We start from the raw sequence: 17,852 nt of genomic DNA, 5'->3' as shown, positions 1-17,852 counted from the left end.
GGTGTTGGCTGTACGCGGGGCCCGAGCCGGACGGTCCCGGGGTGATGGTGTTCGTGGGGTTCTTGCCGCCGGACGCGCTGGTGCCCTTCTTCCCGCCGCCGCCCCCGCCTCCCGTCGTGACGATCCAGGCGATCAGCAGTGCCGAGACGGCGACCACCGACAGCAGTACGGCCCTCCTGCGCCAGTAGATGGAGGAGGGAAGCGGCCCGACCGGATTGCGCAGAGATCCCACGCCCGAACTCTACGAGAGTTCGGCGCGCGGCCTTGCCCCACCCGCCGTCCACGCACCAACTTTTCCGGATCATCATCCCGGTAACTGCCCCCGCAGGCACGGTTCTTCATTTACCGGCACGCTGGGTGACGGCCTCGTCACCCGCGCCACCCCGCGCGGCGTGGCAGGATCGGAAGGCCATGACCGAGAAAATCCACGCCCCCGTGATCGCCTGGTTCGACGCCCATGCCCGCGACCTCCCCTGGCGCCGCCCGGAGGCGGGCGCGTGGGGCGTGATGGTCAGCGAGTTCATGCTTCAGCAGACCCCGGTCAACCGGGTGCTGCCCGTCTACGAGCAGTGGCTGGCCCGCTGGCCGCGCCCCGCCGACCTGGCGAAGGAGGCGCCCGGCGAGGCGGTGCGCGCCTGGGGCCGGCTCGGCTATCCGCGCCGCGCGCTGCGGCTGCACGGCGCCGCGGTCGCCATAACGGAACGGCACGGCGGTGACGTACCGACGGAACACGCGCAGCTGCTCGCACTGCCCGGCATCGGGGAGTACACGGCCGCCGCCGTGGCCTCGTTCGCCTACGGGCAGCGGCACCCGGTGCTGGACACGAATGTGCGACGGGTGCTGGCGCGCGCGGTGACGGGGGTGCAGTACCCGCCGAACGCGACGACCGCGGCCGAGCGGCGCCTGGCCCGGGAGCTGCTGCCGGAGGACGAGGGGACGGCCGCGCGCTGGGCCGCCGCCTCCATGGAGCTGGGCGCGCTGGTGTGCACCGCGAAGAACGAGGGGTGCGCGCGCTGCCCGATCGCCGCGCAGTGCGCCTGGCGGCAGGCGGGCAAGCCGGAGCACCAGGGACCGCCGCGGCGCGGGCAGACGTACGCCGGTACGGACCGGCAGGTGCGCGGCAAGCTGCTCGCCGTGCTGCGGGAGGCGCACACCCCGGTGCCGCAGGCGCGGCTGGACCGGGTGTGGCACGAACCGGTGCAGCGGGCCCGCGCGCTGGACGCGCTGGTGACCGACGGGCTGGTGGAGCCGCTGCCCGGCGGTCTGTACCGGCTGCCCCTCACCTGACACACAGTCAGATCACAGCATCGCCCCCACTGTTACGGGCCGCCTCGCCCAACCGGAGCACAACAAAGGCCCCATAACTGGACATAAGCACCGCCCTCTTTACCCCCTTCCTGTGGCCGTTACACAACCGACGGATAGCCGATTGCTAGCCGAAGGCTGGTCCGCACAGCCTCGTGACAACGACTGCCTACCTTCATTTCCGTGCCCGACAGACCACGGGCCGGCAGGACAGCGGGACTTCGGCGGGGGCCGAAGCACACGGGGAACGGAGGCGGTTGAACATGGCGCAGGGCGAGGTGCTCGCATTCGAGGAGTACGTCCGCACACGACAGGACGCGCTGCTGCGCAGTGCGCGCCGGCTGGTGCCGGACCCCGTGGACGCGCAGGACCTGCTCCAGACCGCGCTGGTGCGGACGTACGGCCGCTGGGACGGCATCGCCGACAAGCGGCTCGCGGACGCCTATCTGCGCCGGGTCATGATCAACACCCGGACCGAGTGGTGGCGGGCCCGCAAGCTGGAGGAGGTCCCCACCGAGCAGCTGCCGGACGCCAGCGTGGAGGACTCCACCGAGCAGCACGCCGACCGGGCCCTGCTGATGGACATCCTGAAAGTTCTCGCACCCAAGCAGCGCAGTGTCGTGGTGCTGCGACACTGGGAGCAGATGTCGACCGAGGAGACGGCCGCGGCCCTGGGTATGTCGGCCGGTACGGTCAAGAGCACGCTGCACCGGGCGCTCGCCCGGCTCCGCGAGGAGCTGGAGGCCCGCGACCTGGACGCACGGGCGCTGGAGCGTGAGGAGCGGGAGCGTTGCGCGGCCTGACAGGGCCCGGGCCGGACTCGGCCCGTGGGAGTTGGCTGGCGGTGATCGCGGCGGTGGCCTCGGTCACCGCCCTCGCCCTTTTCGTCGGTGCGTGCGGCACGGGCGGCCTGGGTGCCCGGGACGAGGGCCCGGCCCACGCCTCGGCGGTGGCCGGGGCCGGTGCCGTGGCCTCGCCGTCGCCCTCGCCGAACGATCCGGACAAGTACCGGAAGGTGGACGCCGTACAGCTGCTCAAGCAGGATCCGGCGGTGTCCGCCGCCGTCAAGCGGGAGCTGAAGCCGTGCAGCGGCAACGAGTACCCCGTGGACATCTCGTACGGCGATCTGACCGGGTCCCCGGTGGACGACGTCGTGATCAACGTGCTGACATGCGCGGACGCGGTCGGGATCGGCTCGTATGTGTACCGGGACGATTCCGGCACCTTCAAGAACGTGTTCCGGACCGAGGAATCGCCGGTCTACGCCGAGATCGATCAGGGCCGGCTGTCGGTGACCAGGCAGTATTACGAGAAGGGCGATCCCATCTCCAGCCCGTCCGGTGAGATCGTGACGCCGTACAGCTGGAAGGCGGGACGGTTCACGCCGGGCAAGAGCGTGCGCAACGAGTACAGCAAGTCGGCCGGGCAGGTCCCGACGCCGGTGCCGGACAGCTGAACCGCCCTTCGACCGGACCACCAGCACTTCATGAGGACAGAGAGCAACCGGGATGGCAGACCAGACCCACGTTCTGTTCGTCGAGGACGACGACGTCATCCGCGAGGCCACACAGCTCGCCCTGGAGCGGGACGGCTTCGCGGTCACCGCCATGCCCGACGGGCTCTCGGGCCTTGCGGCGTTCCGCGCGAACCGCCCCGACATCGCCCTGCTCGATGTGATGGTGCCGGGTCTCGACGGGGTCAGCCTGTGCCGCCGGATCCGGGACGAGTCGACGGTGCCGGTGATCATGCTGTCGGCGCGCGCCGACTCCATCGACGTCGTCCTCGGCCTGGAAGCCGGCGCGGACGACTATGTGACCAAGCCCTTCGACGGCGCCGTACTGGTCGCCCGGATCCGGGCGGTGCTGCGCCGCTTCGGGCACGCCGGCCACTCCGCGCACCCGGAGGAGCCCGCGTCCGCGATGCAGGGCGGCACCCTGACCTTCGGCGATCTGCGGATCGACACCGACGGCATGGAGGTGCTGCGGGACGGCCGGCCGGTGGCGCTCACCCCGACCGAGATGCGGCTGCTGCTGGAGTTCTCCTCCGCGCCCGGGACCGTGCTCTCCCGCGACAAGCTCCTGGAGCGCGTGTGGGACTACGGCTGGGGCGGTGACACCCGCGTGGTCGACGTCCATGTGCAGCGGCTGCGGCAGAAGATCGGCCAGGACCGGATCGAGACGGTCCGCGGCTTCGGCTACAAGCTGAAGGCCTGAACGGAGCGGTATGCGGGGGTTTTGGCGCCATCCGGTCCGGCGCATGGAGCGCGTGGGCCTGCACACCGGGATCCGGTGGAAGCTCAGTGCGGCGATCGCGCTGGTCGCCGGTCTCGTGGCGATCGCGTTGAGTCTGGTCGTGCACAACGCGGCCCGGGTCTCGATGCTGGACAACGCGCGCGACCTGGCCAATGACCGGGTCCAACTGGCGCAGCGCAACTACGAGTTGTCCGGGAGGACGAACTTCCCGAACATAAAGATCGACGATCCGGGGATGCCGCCGGCGCTGCGCGAGAAGGTGATGGCAGGGCGCCGGGCGAGCGATGTCTCCGACCGGGGCTCGGGTCCGCCGGACATCTGGGCGGCGGTACCGGCCAAGGACGGGCATGTGCTGTCGCTGCACAGCCACTTCCCGGACCGTTCCATGGATGTGATGAAGGACCTGGACCAGGCCCTGGTCATCGGGTCCATCGCGGTCGTCCTCGGCGGCAGCGCGCTCGGGGTGCTGATCGGCGGGCAGCTGTCCGGCCGGCTGCGCAAGGCCGCGGCCGCGGCGAACCAGGTCGCGCGGGGCGAGACCGAGGTACGGGTGCGGGAGTCCATCGGCGGGGTCGTACGGGACGAGACCGACGATCTCGCGCGGGCGGTGGACGCGATGGCGGACGCGCTGCGGCTGCGCCTGGAGGCCGAGCGGCGGGTCACCGCGGACATCGCGCACGAGCTGCGCACCCCGGTGACCGGACTGCTGACGGCCGCCGAGCTGCTGCCGCCGGGCCGGCCCACCGAGCTGGTGCTCGACCGGGCCAAGGCGATGCGCACGCTGGTGGAGGACGTGCTGGAGGTGGCCCGTCTGGACAGCGCCTCGGAGCGGGCCGAGCTCCAGGACATCCTGCTGGGCGAGTTCGTCGCGCGACGGGTGGCGGCGAAGGATCCGGACATCGTCGTACGGGTCGTGCACGAGTCGGAGGTGACGACCGACCCGCGCCGTCTGGAACGCGTGCTGTTCAACCTGCTCGCCAATGCCGCGCGGCACGGGCGGCCGCCGATCGAGGTGAGCGTCGAGGGCCGGGTGATCCGGGTCCGCGACCACGGTCCCGGCTTCCCCGAGGCGCTCCTCGCGGAGGGCCCGAGCCGTTTCCGCACCGGCAGCACGGACCGCGCGGGACAGGGCCACGGCCTCGGCCTGACCATCGCCGCCGGCCAGGCCCGCGTGCTCGGCGCCCGCCTCACCTTCCGCAACATCCGCCCCGCGGGCCTCCCCCCGGAACTCCCGGCGGAGGGCGCGGTGGCGGTCCTGTGGCTGCCCGAGCACGCGCCGACGAACACGGGGAGCCATCCGATGCTGCCGCTGTCGGGGGGAGCGGGCTGATCGGGGCGGTTCGATCCATCGTGGGGTGCGGGGCGGTGGGGCCCAGGATCGCGCCCCGAAGGGGCGCGGGGAACTGCGCGACCAGCCCATGACGGCCGGCGGTCGACGACGTACCGGAAGCCCGCCAAGAACCCCCCGAACATGACGAAGGCCCCCGGGGCGGACACCCGCCGGGGGCCTTCGTCGTACCGGGGCCCGGTCAGACCGCCTCGACCAGCGGAGCGACCTGCTCCTCCGGCTGAGCCGCCTGCGGGCCACCCCGCAGCGGGACCTCCTTGACGAAGAGCGCGCCCACGAGCACCAGGACGGCGATCACGGCGCCCAGGAGGAACGCGGAGTGCGTACCGGCGGAGACCGCGTGCTGGTAGGCCTCGCGGGCCAGCGGCGGCAGCTTCGCCAGGCTCTTGGCGTCCAGCTGGGCGGACTGCTCGGTGATGCCCTTGCCGAGCGCACCGGCCCGCTCGGTCATGACGTCCTTGACCTTGTTGTTGAACAGCGCGCCCATGATGGCGACACCGAACGAGGAGCCGAGCGTACGGAACAGCGTCGTGGACGAGGACGCGACGCCCATGTCCTTCATCTCCACGCTGTTCTGCGCCACCAGCATGGTGATCTGCATCAGGCAGCCCATGCCGAGGCCGAGGACGGCCATGTAGACGCCGGAGGTGAAGCGGCTCGTGCCGGTGTCCATCAGCGACAGCAGGTACAGGCCCGCGACCATCAGCACACCGCCGACGATCGGGAACACCTTGTAGCGCCCGGTGTTGGTGGTGACCCGCCCGGCGACCATCGACGTCACCAGCATCGCGCCGAGCATCGGCAGCAGCAGCAGACCGGAGTTGGTCGCCGACGCACCCTGCACCGCCTGCTGGTACAGCGGCAGGAACAGCGTCGCGCCGAACATCACGAAGCCGGTGATGAAGCCGATCACGGACATCAGGGTGAAGTTGCGGTTGCGGAAGATGTGCAGCGGCAGCACCGGGTCGGCGGCCTTCGTCTGCCAGAACACGAACCCGGCCAGCGCCACCACGCCGATGGCTATGAGCTCCATGATCCGCGCGGACGTCCAGGCGTACTCGCTGCCGCCCCAGGTGGTGACCAGCACGATCGAGGTGATGCCGATGGTCAGCAGCGCGACACCGAGGTAGTCGATGCCCGCCTTGGCCCGCTTGCGCGGCAGGTGCAGCACCGCGCTGACCAGGACCAGCGCGACCGCGCCGAGCGGCAGGTTGATGTAGAAGGACCAGCGCCAGCCCCAGTTGTCGGTGATGGTGCCGCCGACCAGCGGACCGCCGATCATCGCCAGCGCCATCACGGCGGCCATCATGCCCTGGTACTTGCCCCGCTCCCGCGGGGGCACGAGGTCACCGATGATCGCCATGACGCCGACCATCAGACCGCCGGCGCCGAGGCCCTGGATGGCGCGGAAGCCGATCAGCTCACCCATGTTCTGGGCCATGCCGCTGAGCGCGGAGCCGATCAGGAAGATCACGATCGAGCTGAGGAAGGCGCCCTTGCGCCCGTACATGTCACCGAGCTTGCCCCAGATCGGGGTGGAGGCCGCGGTGGCCAGGGTGTAGCCGGTGACCACCCAGGACAGGTGCTCCAGGCCGCCCAGCTCGCCGACGATGGTGGGCATCGCGGTGCCCACGATCATGTTGTCGAGCATCGCGAGCATCATCGCGATCATGAGCGCGAGCAGTACGACGCGCACGCTCCGTTGTTTCTTGCCCTCCTGGGGGCTCTCCACCGTGTCCGCCATCTCTTCCCTACTCCCCCTCGGCGACTACTTACTTGCCGCCCGGCTAGTTAGTACACTGCGTAAGGTAGAGGGCAAACTAGCCGGGCGTCAAGTAAGTTTCCGCAGGAGCGCGAGGAGTACGAGGATGGGCGTCACCATGGACGGCACCAAGCAGCAGCGCCGCGGCAACACCCGCCAGCGCATCCAGGACGTCGCGCTCGAACTCTTCGCCGAGCAGGGCTACGAGAAGACCTCGCTGCGCGAGATCGCCGAGCGCCTCGACGTCACCAAGGCGGCCCTGTACTACCACTTCAAGACCAAGGAAGAGATCATCGTCAGCCTCTTCGAGGACCTGACGCAGCCGATCGCCGACCTGATCGAGTGGGGACGCGGCCAGCCGCACACCCTGGAGACGAAGCAGGAGATCCTGCGGCGCTACAGCGAGGCGCTCTTCAACGCGGAGCCGCTCTTCCGCTTCATGCAGGAGAACCAGGCGACCGTGCGGGAGCTGCGCATCGGCGAGACCTTCAAGGAACGCATGCACGGCCTGCGGGACATACTGATGGACCCGGACGCCGAGCTGGTCGACCAGGTGCGCTCGCTCAGCGCGATGTTCACCCTGCACGCCGGGATGTTCGTGATGCAGGACCTGGTGGGCGATGTGGACAAGCGCCGCCAGGCCGTGCTGGAGGTCGCCCTGGACCTGGTCACCCAGGCCCACGAGCACGCCCACGCCGGCACCGACGACTGAGCCGCCCGCGTCGACTCACTCGACCCGGGCGGCTCGGACGGCTCGCTCAGCGGCTCATACGGCCCGCTCGGCTCAGACGCGGACGCCCTTGCTCTTCAGGAAGGGCACCGGGTTGAGGGCGGAGCCGTAGTTCGGGGTGGTACGGATCTCGAAGTGCAGGTGGGGACCCGTGGAGTTGCCGGTGGAGCCGGACAGGGCGATGTGCTGGCCGGTCTTCACCTTCTGGCCGATCTTGACGTCGACGCGGGACAGGTGCGCGTACTGCGAGTAGACGCCGTTCTCGTGCTTGATCACGATGGCATTGCCGTACGCGGGACCGTCACCGGCGCCGTTGGGGCCGGCCTTGACGACGGTGCCGCCGTGCACGGAGAAGACCTCGGTACCGGTGGACACCGCGAAGTCCTGGCCGCTGTGCTTGGCGACCCAGTGGGCGCCGGACTGGTTGAAGCCCGCGGAGAGCGAGTACTTCTTCACCGGGTCGACCCAGGAGGCCGCCGACGGAGCGGCGCTCGCGACTCCGGCGCCCAGCACGACCGGGACAGCGACACCGGCGGCCAGGAAGGCGGCGCGGGTACGGAGCGAGGACGTACGGGTGACACGGGACGTGAAGCGCTTGAACATCGAGACCTCGTGAACTCGGGGACAGATCAGCCGCCCGGCGGACAGGCGTTCGCCGCGGCGGCCATCCCTTGGTAACCGATCGCCCCGGCCGGGCGAAAGCGGTGCATCTACGGCGCCCGGTAGTAGATGAGTCGAAAACTACCCATCTCCTTGACAGCCCCCGCGCCTACCCGGCATCCCCCGTCATGAACTGCCCGTTTCCGTCGGAAACCGAGGATCTACGAGCCTTTTGCCCGCCCTTTACTCGCCCGATGGATCCCACTATCGGGGCTAGTAAGGGATAAATCGCCTGTGCGGCATGTCACCGGCTTCGCGCATCGGCCGGGCCATGAATGTGACGCAGGCCCCTATCCACCTACCGTTCGGTAACCCTACGGTTCCCCTCACGCCATCCGCACCACAGATCATGCACCTGCCATCCGGCACCGCGTACGTGACGTGAGAGGAACCCCCACCGATGACCAGCCCCCTGGCGCGCCGCCTCACCGTGACCGCCGTCTCCGTGGCCGCCCTGGCCGCCGTGGCCGCCCCGGCCCAGGCTGCGGACGCCACCGCGGCCCCGGCCACCACCGCGGCGGCGAGCGCCACGACCGGCAAGGTCGACTTCGCCACCTGGCAGAACGACTGCCAGACGGTCATGGACCAGACCCTGCCGTACCTGGAGCAGCGCATCGCCGCCGCGAAGCCGGGCGAGAAGCAGGCCATCGTCTTCGACATCGACAACACCACGCTGGACACCGACCTGGGCTTCACGCTCCCCCAGAAGGCCAACAAGCCGGTGTTCGACGTCGCCCGGTACGCCCAGGACCACGGCGTCGCGCTCTTCTTCGTGACCGCCCGCCCGGGCATCATCGAGGCGCCCACCAAGTGGAACCTGGAGTACGACGGCTACCAGGTCTCCGGCATCTACGTGCGCGGCCTGTTCGACCTGTTCAAGAACGTCGCGGACTACAAGACGGCCCAGCGCGTCGACATCGAGAACAAGGGCTACGACATCATCGCCAACATCGGCAACAGCGCCACCGACCTGTCCGGCGGCCACGCCGACCGCACGTTCAAGCTGCCGGACTACAACGGCCAGCTCTCCTAGGGCAGTTAGGCTCCGTCCGTAGACTTCTGACGGTCCTGCGACCACGGGGGTGGCGGATGGAGCCGACGGTACTGGGCGGCAGACTCGCGTCCGCCGCGATCGGCCCGCTGGTGCGCAAGCTGCTCGCGGCGGACGGCCCCGGAGCGGGCCTGGTGGACAGGCCGGTACGGCTGTCGGCGCTGGTCTCCTTCCGGGGCGAGAAGCGGACGCTCGGCGAGAAGGACGTCCGCAGGCTCGCCGAGCGGATCGTGGCGGAAGCGGTGGACTCGCCGGGGGCCGCGCCGTTTCCCGCCGAGGAACAGTTCGCCGTCGTCGGCGCGCTCGCCCGCAGGCTGCTGGCCCTGGGCGACCTGGAGATGGACGACGTCCAGGCCGTACGGCTCGGCCACCGGGAACTGGCCCGCGAGCTGCTCCGCTGCGCGGGTGCCCCCGACGGCCTCTCCGCGGACGCCTGCCACTTCCTGGACTCGGCGACGCAGTGGTGCTGCCTCCAGATCCTGGAGTTCTTCACCCGGCGGTCCTCCTTCGTCGCCCGCACACTCGTGGAGCAGAGCCGGGCGCAGGCCGAACTGATCGCCAAGGTGGACGAGTTGATCGTCCGCGTGCCGCGCCCCGACGCCCGCGACACCGCCTTCGAGCGCCGCTATCTGCCGTACGTCGCCGAGCACCACAACCACATCACCATCTACGGCATCGACCTGCGCGAGTCCCCCGACCGCTGGCCCCTCGAAGTCGCCTATCTGAGCCTGGAGGCGACCGCCGTCGAGGACGCGCCGCCCGATCCGGTCCCCGGTGAGCGCCCGGTGACCGGCACCGGCCGGCTGCGGGCCGAGGAGGCGCTGCTGGCCGACTCCCGGGTGCTGCTGCGCGGCGACGCCGGCTCCGGCAAGACGACGCTGGTGCAGTGGCTCGCGGTCACCGCGGCCCGCGAGGGCGGCCGCGTCCCCTACGTCCTCCCCCTGCGCACCCTGACCCGCACCGGGTCGCTGCCCGCCCCGGACGGCTTCCTGACGGCCGTGAGCTGCCCGCTGACCCCGCCGGAGGGCTGGACCGAGCGGGTCCTCGCGGCGGGCCGGGGCCTCATCCTGGTGGACGGCCTGGACGAGATCCCGGCCGCCGACCGCCATCGCACCCGGGACTGGCTGCGCTCGCTCCTCACCGCCCACCCCGGCAACCACTGGCTGCTGACCTCCCGCCCGACCGCCGTACGCCCCGACTGGCTGGCCCAGGAGGGCTTCCGGGAACTGACCCTCGCCCCGATGCGGCGCTCGGAGGTGGCCACCTTCGTGCACCGCTGGCACGAGGCCGCCCGGGCACCGGAGTTCGAGGCCCCGCTGCTGGACTCCCTGCGCACGAAGCGCGACTTGGCCCGGCTCACCACCAACCCCCTGATGTGCGGCCTGATCTGCGCCCTGCACCGCGAACGCCGGGGCTATCTCCCCACCGGCCGCAAGGAGTTGTACGACGCCGCCCTCACGATGCTGCTCGCGCGCCGCGACCGGGAGCGGGGCATGGGCGTCGACCTGGGCGAGGAGGTCCAGCTGGAGCTGCTCCAGCGACTCGCGTACGCGCTGGTGCTCAGCGGCCGGACGGAGATGGGCACCGACGGGGCCGAGGTGATCGTCGGGCGGTGTCTGCCGGTGGTGGCCTCGGCGGGGAGTGACGCGTCCGCCGTACTGCGGGAGCTGCTGCTGCGGAGCGGCTTGTTACGCCAGCCCGCCGCGGGGGTCGTGGACTTCGTCCACCGCACGTTCCAGGACTATCTGGGGGCCCGTTACGCGGTGGAGGAGGGGCATCTGGACGTCCTGCTGAAGAACGCCGACGACACGCAGTGGGAGGACGTCGTCCGGATGGCCGTGGCGCATGCCCGGTCCCATGAACGGGCCTGGCTGCTGGAGCAGTTGCTGGAGCGGAGGACCCCCCGGCTGACCTTGCTGGCGCTGGCTTGTCTGGAGCATGTGGCGGCGTTGAAGGCGGACGTGCGCAGCGAGGTGGAGGACCGCGCGGGAGCGCTGATCCCACCGCGGACGACGAAGGGGGCGAAGGCGCTGGCGGAGGCCGGCCCACTGGTACTGGAGCTGCTGCCCGGCCCGGAGGGGCTGACGGACGAAGAGGCGCGGGCCGTGACGGTCACCGCGTCGCTTCTCGGCGAGCTGGAGCCCGAAGGGGCACTCGGGGTGCTGCGGCGGTTCCGGGACCACGCCGATCTGGATGTACGACAGCAGCTGGCGGGGACCTGGGGGCGGTTCCACACCGAGGAGTACGCGACCGAGGTGCTGGATCACCTGGACCGCAATGCGCTCCGTCTGACCTGCGCATCCGCCGAACAGTGCGCGACGCTGGCCCGGATGCGCCCCTGGCCGTGGCTGCGTCTCCAGGGCGCGCGGCGGGTCGAGGACTTCCTGGACGCGGGAATGCCGGAGACGACGATGTCCCTCATCCTGTCGGACATCTCCGACCTCACCGATTTAGGGGCTCTTCTTCCATTCGGCGAGCTGCGCGGACTGTGGCTGGACGGCTGCCCGGCCGCACACGGCCTGGAGCGGCTTTCCGTTCTGCCGCTCACCGTGCTCAGCTGCTCCCCCATCGCCGATATCTCGGGACTTCGGTCTCTGCGGTCCCTCACCACGGCCGCCGTGAGCCAGCGACTTCCGGGCTGGGACCTCACCGAAGCGCTGCCGGTCGACGCACCGCTGGAATACCTGGCCCTCGGCAGGTCCAGTACCGACAGCACGGGATTACGCGGGCTGAGCCACTGGAGGGGGCTGCGCACATTGAGTCTCGGACCGCTCACCGCGGAACCGACGGTCGGCGACTGGCACGAAGTCGCGGAACTCCCCGTCCTGACGGACCTCCATCTGAACGGCAGGATCGTCCGGGAATACTCTCGCTCTCTCACCCGTATGCCGGAGCTCCCCGGCGTCGAAGCACTTGAGGTCCGGATGCTGGCCGGCGACGAGGACTTCTCCCCCTTGGTGTCCCGGCTGACGGGTCTGCGCTCGGTGACCCTGTCGAGCCGGCCCGGCCATTTCCTCTCGGCGTCCCGCTGCCAAGAACTCTTCCCCAACGCCCGACTCACCGTAGAAGAAAACTGAAAGGGGCCGGTGCCCAAAAGCACCGGCCCCTTCCGTTGAAGCGCCGCAGGCTTACGCGTCCTTGCTCAGGTTCGGCCCGCCACCCGCTGCCTGCTCGATCGGCGGGGCGTCCGGCAGGGCCGACTTCTCCTCGCCGCGGAAGGTGAAGGTCACGTTGTCGCCCTCGCCCTCCGTGTCCACGACCACGATGTGGCCGGGGCGCAGCTCGCCGAAGAGGATCTTCTCGGAGAGGCTGTCCTCGATCTCGCGCTGGATGGTGCGGCGCAGCGGCCGGGCACCCAGCACGGGGTCGTAACCCTTCTTGGACAGCAGCTCCTTGGCGGACTGGGACAGCTCGATGCCCATGTCCCGGTCCTTCAGGCGCTCGTCCACCTTGCCGATCATCAGGTCGACGATCCGCAGGATGTCCTCCTGCGTCAGCTGCGGGAAGACGACCACGTCGTCGACGCGGTTGAGGAACTCGGGCCGGAAGTGCTGCTTGAGCTCGTCCTGGACCTTGTTCTTCATGCGCTCGTAGTTGGTCTTCGTGTCACCCGAGGCCGCGAAGCCCAGGTTGAAGCCCTTGGAGATGTCCCGGGTGCCGAGGTTGGTCGTCATGATGATGACCGTGTTCTTGAAGTCCACGACCCGGCCCTGGGAGTCGGTCAGGCGACCGTCCTCCAGGATCTGGAGCAGCGAGTTGAAGATGTCCGGGTGGGCCTTCTCGACCTCGTCGAACAGGACGACGGAGAACGGCTTGCGGCGGACCTTCTCGGTCAGCTGGCCGCCCTCTTCGTAGCCCACGTAGCCGGGGGGCGAACCGAAGAGCCGCGAGACCGTGTGCTTCTCGCTGAACTCCGACATGTCGAGGGAGATCAGCGCGTCCTCGTCGCCGAAGAGGAACTCGGCGAGCGCCTTGGACAGCTCGGTCTTACCGACACCGGACGGGCCGGCGAAGATGAACGAGCCACCGGGGCGCTTCGGGTCCTTCAGACCGGCACGCGTACGGCGGATCGCCTTCGACAGCGCCTTGACGGCGTCGACCTGGCCGATGACCCGCTTGTGGAGCTCGTCCTCCATGCGCAGCAGACGGGAGGACTCCTCCTCGGTCAGCTTGAAGACCGGGATGCCGGTGGCCGTGGCGAGGACCTCGGCGATCAGCTCGCCGTCGACCTCGGCGACGACGTCCATGTCGCCGGCCTTCCACTCCTTCTCGCGCTTGGCCTTGGCGGCCAGGAGCTGCTTCTCCTTGTCGCGCAGCGAGGCGGCCTTCTCGAAGTCCTGCGAGTCGATCGCGGACTCCTTGTCCCGGCGGACACCGGCGATCTTCTCGTCGAACTCACGGAGGTCCGGCGGCGCGGTCATCCGGCGGATGCGCATCCGGGAGCCGGCCTCGTCGATCAGGTCGATGGCCTTGTCCGGCAGGAAGCGGTCCGAGATGTAGCGGTCGGCCAGGGTGGCGGCCTGGACCAGCGCCTCGTCGGTGATGGAGACGCGGTGATGCGCCTCGTACCGGTCGCGCAGGCCCTTGAGGATCTCGATGGTGTGCGGCAGGGACGGCTCGGCGACCTGGATGGGCTGGAAGCGGCGCTCCAGGGCCGCGTCCTTCTCCAGGTGCTTGCGGTACTCGTCCAGCGTGGTCGCACCGATGGTCTGGAGTTCACCGCGGGCCAGCATCGGCTTGAGGATGGAGGCCGCGTCGATGGCGCCCTCGGCGGCACCCGCACCGACCAGCGTGTGCAGCTCGTCGATGAACAGGATGATGTCGCCGCGGGTGCGGATCTCCTTGAGGACCTTCTTCAGGCGCTCCTCGAAGTCACCGCGGTAGCGGGAGCCGGCGACCAGGGCGCCGAGGTCCAGCGTGTAGAGGTGCTTGTCCTTCAGCGTCTCGGGCACCTCGCCCTTGACGATGGCCTGGGCGAGGCCCTCCACGACGGCGGTCTTGCCGACGCCGGGCTCACCGATCAGCACCGGGTTGTTCTTGGTACGGCGGGACAGCACCTGCATGACCCGCTCGATCTCCTTCTCGCGCCCGATGACCGGGTCGAGCTTGGATTCACGGGCGGCCTGGGTGAGGTTCCGGCCGAACTGGTCCAGGACCAGGGAGGTCGAGGGGGTGCCCTCGGCCGGGCCGCCGGCGGTGGCGGTCTCCTTGCCCTGGTAACCGGAGAGCAGCTGGATGACCTGCTGCCGCACCCGGTTGAGGTCGGCACCCAGCTTGACCAGGACCTGGGCGGCGACGCCCTCGCCCTCACGGATCAAGCCGAGCAGGATGTGCTCCGTGCCGATGTAGTTGTGGCCCAGCTGAAGGGCCTCGCGGAGCGACAGCTCCAGGACCTTCTTGGCACGAGGAGTGAAGGGGATGTGCCCGGACGGGGCCTGCTGGCCCTGACCGATGATCTCCTCCACCTGCTGGCGGACCGCCTCAAGCGAAATGCCGAGGCTCTCCAGGGCCTTAGCGGCGACACCTTCGCCCTCGTGGATGAGACCCAGGAGGATGTGCTCGGTGCCGATGTAGTTGTGGTTGAGCATCCGGGCTTCTTCCTGAGCCAGGACGACAACCCGCCGCGCGCGGTCGGTGAACCTCTCGAACATCGTTAATCGCTCCTCAGAGCGGTCAGGCAGTGGGGGGAACTTCCCCTCCCTGTCCTTCCGCAGCTTAGTCCCGCAAGCGGGGACCGCTCATTCCAACTGCCGACACCGTCCTTGGCCTCCTGACCCCGAACGCCGACATCTGCTCCAACCCGATGGTGCGAGACGATGTTCCCGCAGGCCAGGCAGTTACCCCACTCGCCACTACGCCGATGGCGAACGGGAGACCGCCGCGCCCGCACGTCGCCCCCTCCCACTAGGCATGTCTTACCCGCAGGGACTGACACTCCATGCCGAGCGCACCGGTTCCCTCCGCTATGGGCGAACAACCTTGCGGCTCCCCCCACCACCGGACGCTTCCCTTTCCGGCACACCGTGCGATCGGTTGGACACTCAGCGTAACTTGCCGCCTGTCCCACCGGTTGCACCCGGCATGACTGGCACGGTCTCCACGACCTCCACGGTCCCCCTTCCGCGCCGCCCCGTCGAACCGGGGGCGCCCGGCGCGCGCGGGCGCGGATCGGCCCGGCCGTGCGAGGTGCGGCGCTGGTACGAGGACGAGCTGGGCTGGCCGACCGTGCCCGGCTCTCCGCCGGGGCTGCCGACCGGGCTGCGCTTCGACGTCCTGGACGTGCCGGCCGAGGCGGGCGCGCGGGCGCTGCGGCATCTCGCGCCGGGTTCGCCGGTGGCCCTGCGGGGCGACCGGATGCGGCTGCTGGTGGCCGCGGGCGGCGCGGAGGAGGTGCCGGGGCTGCTGGACTGGCTGGAGTGGAGCGCGGTGGCGCTCGATCTGCGGGTCCTGGGGGCGGGGGGCGTCATGGAGGCGCCGCTGCCGCCCGGGGGGCCGCCGCCGTCCGGGAGCCTGAAGGGGGCCGCCGTGTGGCTGCGGCCCCCTGGGCCGGGACACGAGGCCGATGCCTCGCTGCCCGTGATGCCGGGCATGGGACGCGAGGGGAGCGCCCCAGATCTCGTACGGCTGGTGGACACGGTGGCGTTGTGGTGTCACCGGGTCCGGCTGCGGCGGGAATGCGGCGGGGTGCCGGTCTCGCCGTAGTGCCGTACTGATTGTCGTACCGAAATTCGACCGATTCGGCTGATCAGCCGTTGGCCTTCTCGTACGCCTCGCGGATGGAGGCGGGGACGCGGCCGCGGTCGTTGACCTCCAGGCCGTTCTCCTTGGCCCAGGCGCGGATCGCCGCGGTGTCCTGGTTGCCGCTGGAGGCGGCGCGCGCCTTTCCACGTCCACCGGAGGCACGGCCACCGGTACGACGACCACCCTTGACATAAGGGTCGAGAAGGCCGCGCAGCTTGTCCGCATTGGCGGTCGTGAGATCGATCTCGTACGTCTTGCCGTCCAGCGCGAACGTCACCGTCTCGTCCGCCTCGCCGCCGTCGAGGTCGTCGACAAGAAGGACCTGAACCTTCTGTGCCACCGGATTTCCTTTCATCGATAACGTTGAGGGTCAGGGTGCGCGCGTCCGCCCGTTTCGCCGCCCCTGTTATATGCAGTACTGCACTACGTCGGAAAGCAAACCGCTTTTGCGGGAAAAACACAAACCCCTGGGAGAGGGCTGAGGAGAGCTCACGGGCCGGAAAGATACGCGTTTCGGACATAGGGCACCGTGCATAGTCACCGGGCAAAGACGATCACAGATGCAGAAGCATCCGGCTGTTGCCCAGGGTGTTCGGTTTCACTCGTTCGAGTCCGAGGAACTCCGCGACGCCCTCGTCATAGGAACGCAGGAGCTCCGCGTAGACATCGGTGTCAACCGGTGTCTCACCGATCTCGACGAAGCCGTGCTTCCCGAAGAAGTCGACTTCGAAGGTCAGGCAAAAAACCCGGCGAACACCGAGCCAACGTGCTGTGTGCAGCAACTTCTCCAGCAACTGATGGCCGACGCCCGCTCCCTTGAGGCCGGGCTTCACCGCGAGAGTGCGGACTTCCGCGAGGTCCTCCCACATGACGTGCAGTGCGCCGCAGCCGACGACCTCGGCGTTGTCGTCCCGTTCCGCGACCCAGAACTCCTGGATGTCCTCGTAAAGCGTGACCGTGGCTTTGTCGAGCAGGATGCGGCCCTGGACGTAGGCGTCGAGGAGGTCGCGCACGGCCGGCACATCGCCGGTCCTGGCCCGGCGGACCGTGATGGCTTTTGCGGAGACTTCGGGACGCTCTGCGGACATGAGCGGACGCTATCGCCCGCCGGCGTCCTCCGCCGAGCCGGGGTTCTCCTGTTGCTCCGCTTGTGCGGGTCGCGGTTCCGCGGCTTCGGGGGCTTGCCGGGTTTCCGGTCCCTGGACGATGCGTACGGCGTCCTGAAGGGCCTGGCGCTGTTCCTCGCTCATCATCCCGAAGAACGCGACGAGTGCGGCGGCGGGGTTGTCGCTCTGCGACCAGGCGTCGTTCATGAGAGCGGCGGCGTAGGCGGCGCGGGTGGAGACGGCCTCATATCGATAGGCCCGGCCTTCCGCCTCGCGGCGGACCCAGCCCTTCTGATGGAGATTGTCCAAAACCGTCATCACGGTGGTGTACGCGATGGTGCGTTCCTGCTGGAGGTCTTCCAGGACTTCTCGAACGGTCACCGGGCGGTTCCACTTCCACACCCGCGTCATGACCGCGTCTTCGAGTTCTCCCAAGGGGCGAGGCACAACTCAGAACAATAGTGGGAGATCAGGACAATGGCGTGCCGGACGTGGCGGAACCTTGTGAATCCGGACAAAAAGGGCGTATGAAGAGAAACCGGAAGCCGGTGACGGCTCTACGGGCCCGGCTCAGACGTCGGTCGCGGCGGAGCCGCCGCGCACCGCCTCCGCCCGCGCGATCGCGGCGTCGACAGCCGCGTCCTCCTTGGCCTTGGCCGCCCCACCCTGGGTCTTCACGATCACCCGGACCACACCGATGAAGAACACGGCCATGACGATCGGGGGCACAAGCGCGGAGACATAGTCCATACGACCAGAGTAGCCATGCCCTACCGGGCGAATCGGGCGGGGTGGGTATAGCCCGAGGGGGTGTCGGCCTTCGGGACGCCGACCGGGACCCGGCCGTCGCCGACCCCGCACGGGCCCGCCCCGAAAGGGCCCGTGCGGGGAAGTCCC

General features: G+C 69.6%; 16 protein-coding genes and 1 pseudogene. 9 read left to right on the top strand and 8 right to left on the bottom strand.

Annotated features, from left to right (window positions below; all coding sequences use genetic code 11):
• A pseudogene (locus tag CCN72_RS23470) lies at positions 1-232 on the bottom strand (hypothetical protein); the annotation flags it as partial.
• Positions 233-411: 179 nt separating this feature from the next.
• On the opposite strand from CCN72_RS23470, the gene CCN72_RS23465 reads away from it, so the two are divergent.
• The 5 genes from CCN72_RS23465 to cseC all read left to right on the top strand — a co-directional run bounded on the left by CCN72_RS23465 (position 412) and on the right by cseC (position 4,887).
• The gene (locus tag CCN72_RS23465; RefSeq protein WP_086809327.1) at positions 412-1,287 is read left to right on the top strand and encodes an HhH-GPD family protein; all 876 of its coding nucleotides are present in this window, start codon (positions 412-414) and stop codon (positions 1,285-1,287) included.
• A 281-nt stretch (positions 1,288-1,568) separates the two neighbouring features.
• Positions 1,569-2,108 carry a SigE family RNA polymerase sigma factor gene (locus CCN72_RS23460; RefSeq protein ID WP_086809325.1) on the top strand — a complete coding sequence of 180 codons (540 nt, stop codon included), beginning with the start codon at positions 1,569-1,571 and terminating at the stop codon, positions 2,106-2,108.
• Positions 2,096-2,761, top strand: a complete 666-nt coding sequence (locus CCN72_RS23455; RefSeq protein ID WP_202452349.1) for a hypothetical protein — start codon at positions 2,096-2,098, stop codon at positions 2,759-2,761. Before CCN72_RS23460 ends, CCN72_RS23455 begins: the two co-directional genes overlap by 13 nt.
• Positions 2,762-2,813: 52 nt before the next feature.
• Complete coding sequence (gene cseB / locus CCN72_RS23450) at positions 2,814-3,518, top strand: two-component system response regulator CseB (protein WP_085565926.1); 705 nt, start codon at positions 2,814-2,816, stop codon at positions 3,516-3,518.
• A 43-nt stretch (positions 3,519-3,561) separates the two neighbouring features.
• A complete protein-coding gene (cseC, locus tag CCN72_RS23445) occupies positions 3,562-4,887 on the top strand; it encodes a two-component system sensor histidine kinase CseC (protein ID WP_244174411.1) in 1,326 nt (441 codons plus the stop codon).
• A gap of 199 nt (positions 4,888-5,086) precedes the next feature.
• Here cseC and CCN72_RS23440 read toward each other — a convergent pair whose 3' ends face one another.
• On the bottom strand, positions 5,087-6,649 hold the full coding sequence (locus CCN72_RS23440) for an MDR family MFS transporter (protein ID WP_086809320.1): 1,563 nt from the start codon (positions 6,647-6,649) through the stop codon (positions 5,087-5,089).
• Positions 6,650-6,773: 124 nt separating this feature from the next.
• Between CCN72_RS23440 and CCN72_RS23435 the strand changes: the two genes are divergently transcribed.
• Positions 6,774-7,379, top strand: coding sequence for a TetR/AcrR family transcriptional regulator (locus CCN72_RS23435; RefSeq protein WP_086809318.1), 606 nt, complete (start codon positions 6,774-6,776; stop codon positions 7,377-7,379).
• 72 nt (positions 7,380-7,451) lie between these two features.
• Here the strand turns inward: CCN72_RS23435 and CCN72_RS23430 are convergent, their stop codons facing one another.
• The gene (locus CCN72_RS23430; RefSeq protein ID WP_086809316.1) at positions 7,452-8,000 is read right to left on the bottom strand and encodes a M23 family metallopeptidase; all 549 of its coding nucleotides are present in this window, start codon (positions 7,998-8,000) and stop codon (positions 7,452-7,454) included.
• Between the two features lie 457 nt (positions 8,001-8,457).
• Here CCN72_RS23430 and CCN72_RS23425 point away from each other — a divergent pair, with 457 nt between their 5' ends.
• Together CCN72_RS23425 and CCN72_RS23420 are read left to right on the top strand one after the other, a co-directional pair.
• A complete protein-coding gene (locus CCN72_RS23425; RefSeq protein WP_086809314.1) occupies positions 8,458-9,090 on the top strand; it encodes an HAD family acid phosphatase in 633 nt (210 codons plus the stop codon).
• Positions 9,091-9,146: 56 nt separating this feature from the next.
• Positions 9,147-12,185, top strand: a complete 3,039-nt coding sequence (locus CCN72_RS23420) for an NACHT domain-containing protein (RefSeq protein WP_086809312.1) — start codon at positions 9,147-9,149, stop codon at positions 12,183-12,185.
• A 51-nt stretch (positions 12,186-12,236) separates the two neighbouring features.
• Here CCN72_RS23420 and CCN72_RS23415 read toward each other — a convergent pair whose 3' ends face one another.
• Entirely contained in the window at positions 12,237-14,759 is a 2,523-nt protein-coding gene (locus CCN72_RS23415; RefSeq protein WP_086809310.1) for an ATP-dependent Clp protease ATP-binding subunit, read from the bottom strand.
• A gap of 430 nt (positions 14,760-15,189) precedes the next feature.
• On the opposite strand from CCN72_RS23415, the gene CCN72_RS23405 reads away from it, so the two are divergent.
• Positions 15,190-15,810: an SCO3374 family protein gene (locus CCN72_RS23405; protein ID WP_208638072.1), complete on the top strand. Its 621-nt coding sequence runs from the start codon at positions 15,190-15,192 to the stop codon at positions 15,808-15,810.
• A gap of 43 nt (positions 15,811-15,853) precedes the next feature.
• On the opposite strand, the gene CCN72_RS23400 is transcribed toward CCN72_RS23405, so the two are convergent.
• The 4 genes from CCN72_RS23400 to CCN72_RS23385 all read right to left on the bottom strand — a co-directional run bounded on the left by CCN72_RS23400 (position 15,854) and on the right by CCN72_RS23385 (position 17,705).
• Complete coding sequence (locus CCN72_RS23400; protein WP_037660325.1) at positions 15,854-16,189, bottom strand: histone-like nucleoid-structuring protein Lsr2; 336 nt, start codon at positions 16,187-16,189, stop codon at positions 15,854-15,856.
• Positions 16,190-16,403: 214 nt separating this feature from the next.
• On the bottom strand, positions 16,404-16,937 hold the full coding sequence (locus tag CCN72_RS23395) for an amino-acid N-acetyltransferase (RefSeq protein ID WP_037660327.1): 534 nt from the start codon (positions 16,935-16,937) through the stop codon (positions 16,404-16,406).
• A 9-nt stretch (positions 16,938-16,946) separates the two neighbouring features.
• Positions 16,947-17,366 carry a BlaI/MecI/CopY family transcriptional regulator gene (locus tag CCN72_RS23390; protein ID WP_037660328.1) on the bottom strand — a complete coding sequence of 140 codons (420 nt, stop codon included), beginning with the start codon at positions 17,364-17,366 and terminating at the stop codon, positions 16,947-16,949.
• 159 nt (positions 17,367-17,525) lie between these two features.
• Positions 17,526-17,705 carry a hypothetical protein gene (locus tag CCN72_RS23385; protein WP_085565918.1) on the bottom strand — a complete coding sequence of 60 codons (180 nt, stop codon included), beginning with the start codon at positions 17,703-17,705 and terminating at the stop codon, positions 17,526-17,528.
• Between the last annotated feature and the right edge of the window lie 147 nt (positions 17,706-17,852).

Source organism: Streptomyces murinus (assembly GCF_002154555.1).
Taxonomy (GTDB): Bacteria; Actinomycetota; Actinomycetes; order Streptomycetales; family Streptomycetaceae; genus Streptomyces; species Streptomyces murinus.
This window is presented reverse-complemented; position numbering and strand designations above follow the sequence as displayed.

Excerpts from the sequence above, each read along its gene's own strand:
- CCN72_RS23405 (WP_208638072.1), top strand. The coding sequence starts at position 15,190 with ATGACTGGCACGGTCTCCACGACCTCCACGGTCCCCCTTCCGCGCCGC.
- CCN72_RS23460 (WP_086809325.1), top strand. The coding sequence starts at position 1,569 with ATGGCGCAGGGCGAGGTGCTCGCATTCGAGGAGTACGTCCGCACACGA.
- CCN72_RS23390 (WP_037660328.1), bottom strand. The coding sequence starts at position 17,366 with ATGACGCGGGTGTGGAAGTGGAACCGCCCGGTGACCGTTCGAGAAGTC.
- CCN72_RS23435 (WP_086809318.1), top strand. The coding sequence starts at position 6,774 with ATGGGCGTCACCATGGACGGCACCAAGCAGCAGCGCCGCGGCAACACC.
- CCN72_RS23430 (WP_086809316.1), bottom strand. The coding sequence starts at position 8,000 with ATGTTCAAGCGCTTCACGTCCCGTGTCACCCGTACGTCCTCGCTCCGT.
- CCN72_RS23415 (WP_086809310.1), bottom strand. The coding sequence starts at position 14,759 with ATGTTCGAGAGGTTCACCGACCGCGCGCGGCGGGTTGTCGTCCTGGCT.
- cseC (WP_244174411.1), top strand. The coding sequence starts at position 3,562 with ATGGAGCGCGTGGGCCTGCACACCGGGATCCGGTGGAAGCTCAGTGCG.
- CCN72_RS23385 (WP_085565918.1), bottom strand. The coding sequence starts at position 17,705 with ATGGACTATGTCTCCGCGCTTGTGCCCCCGATCGTCATGGCCGTGTTC.
- CCN72_RS23420 (WP_086809312.1), top strand. The coding sequence starts at position 9,147 with ATGGAGCCGACGGTACTGGGCGGCAGACTCGCGTCCGCCGCGATCGGC.
- CCN72_RS23440 (WP_086809320.1), bottom strand. The coding sequence starts at position 6,649 with ATGGCGGACACGGTGGAGAGCCCCCAGGAGGGCAAGAAACAACGGAGC.
- cseB (WP_085565926.1), top strand. The coding sequence starts at position 2,814 with ATGGCAGACCAGACCCACGTTCTGTTCGTCGAGGACGACGACGTCATC.
- CCN72_RS23395 (WP_037660327.1), bottom strand. The coding sequence starts at position 16,937 with ATGTCCGCAGAGCGTCCCGAAGTCTCCGCAAAAGCCATCACGGTCCGC.
- CCN72_RS23465 (WP_086809327.1), top strand. The coding sequence starts at position 412 with ATGACCGAGAAAATCCACGCCCCCGTGATCGCCTGGTTCGACGCCCAT.
- CCN72_RS23425 (WP_086809314.1), top strand. The coding sequence starts at position 8,458 with ATGACCAGCCCCCTGGCGCGCCGCCTCACCGTGACCGCCGTCTCCGTG.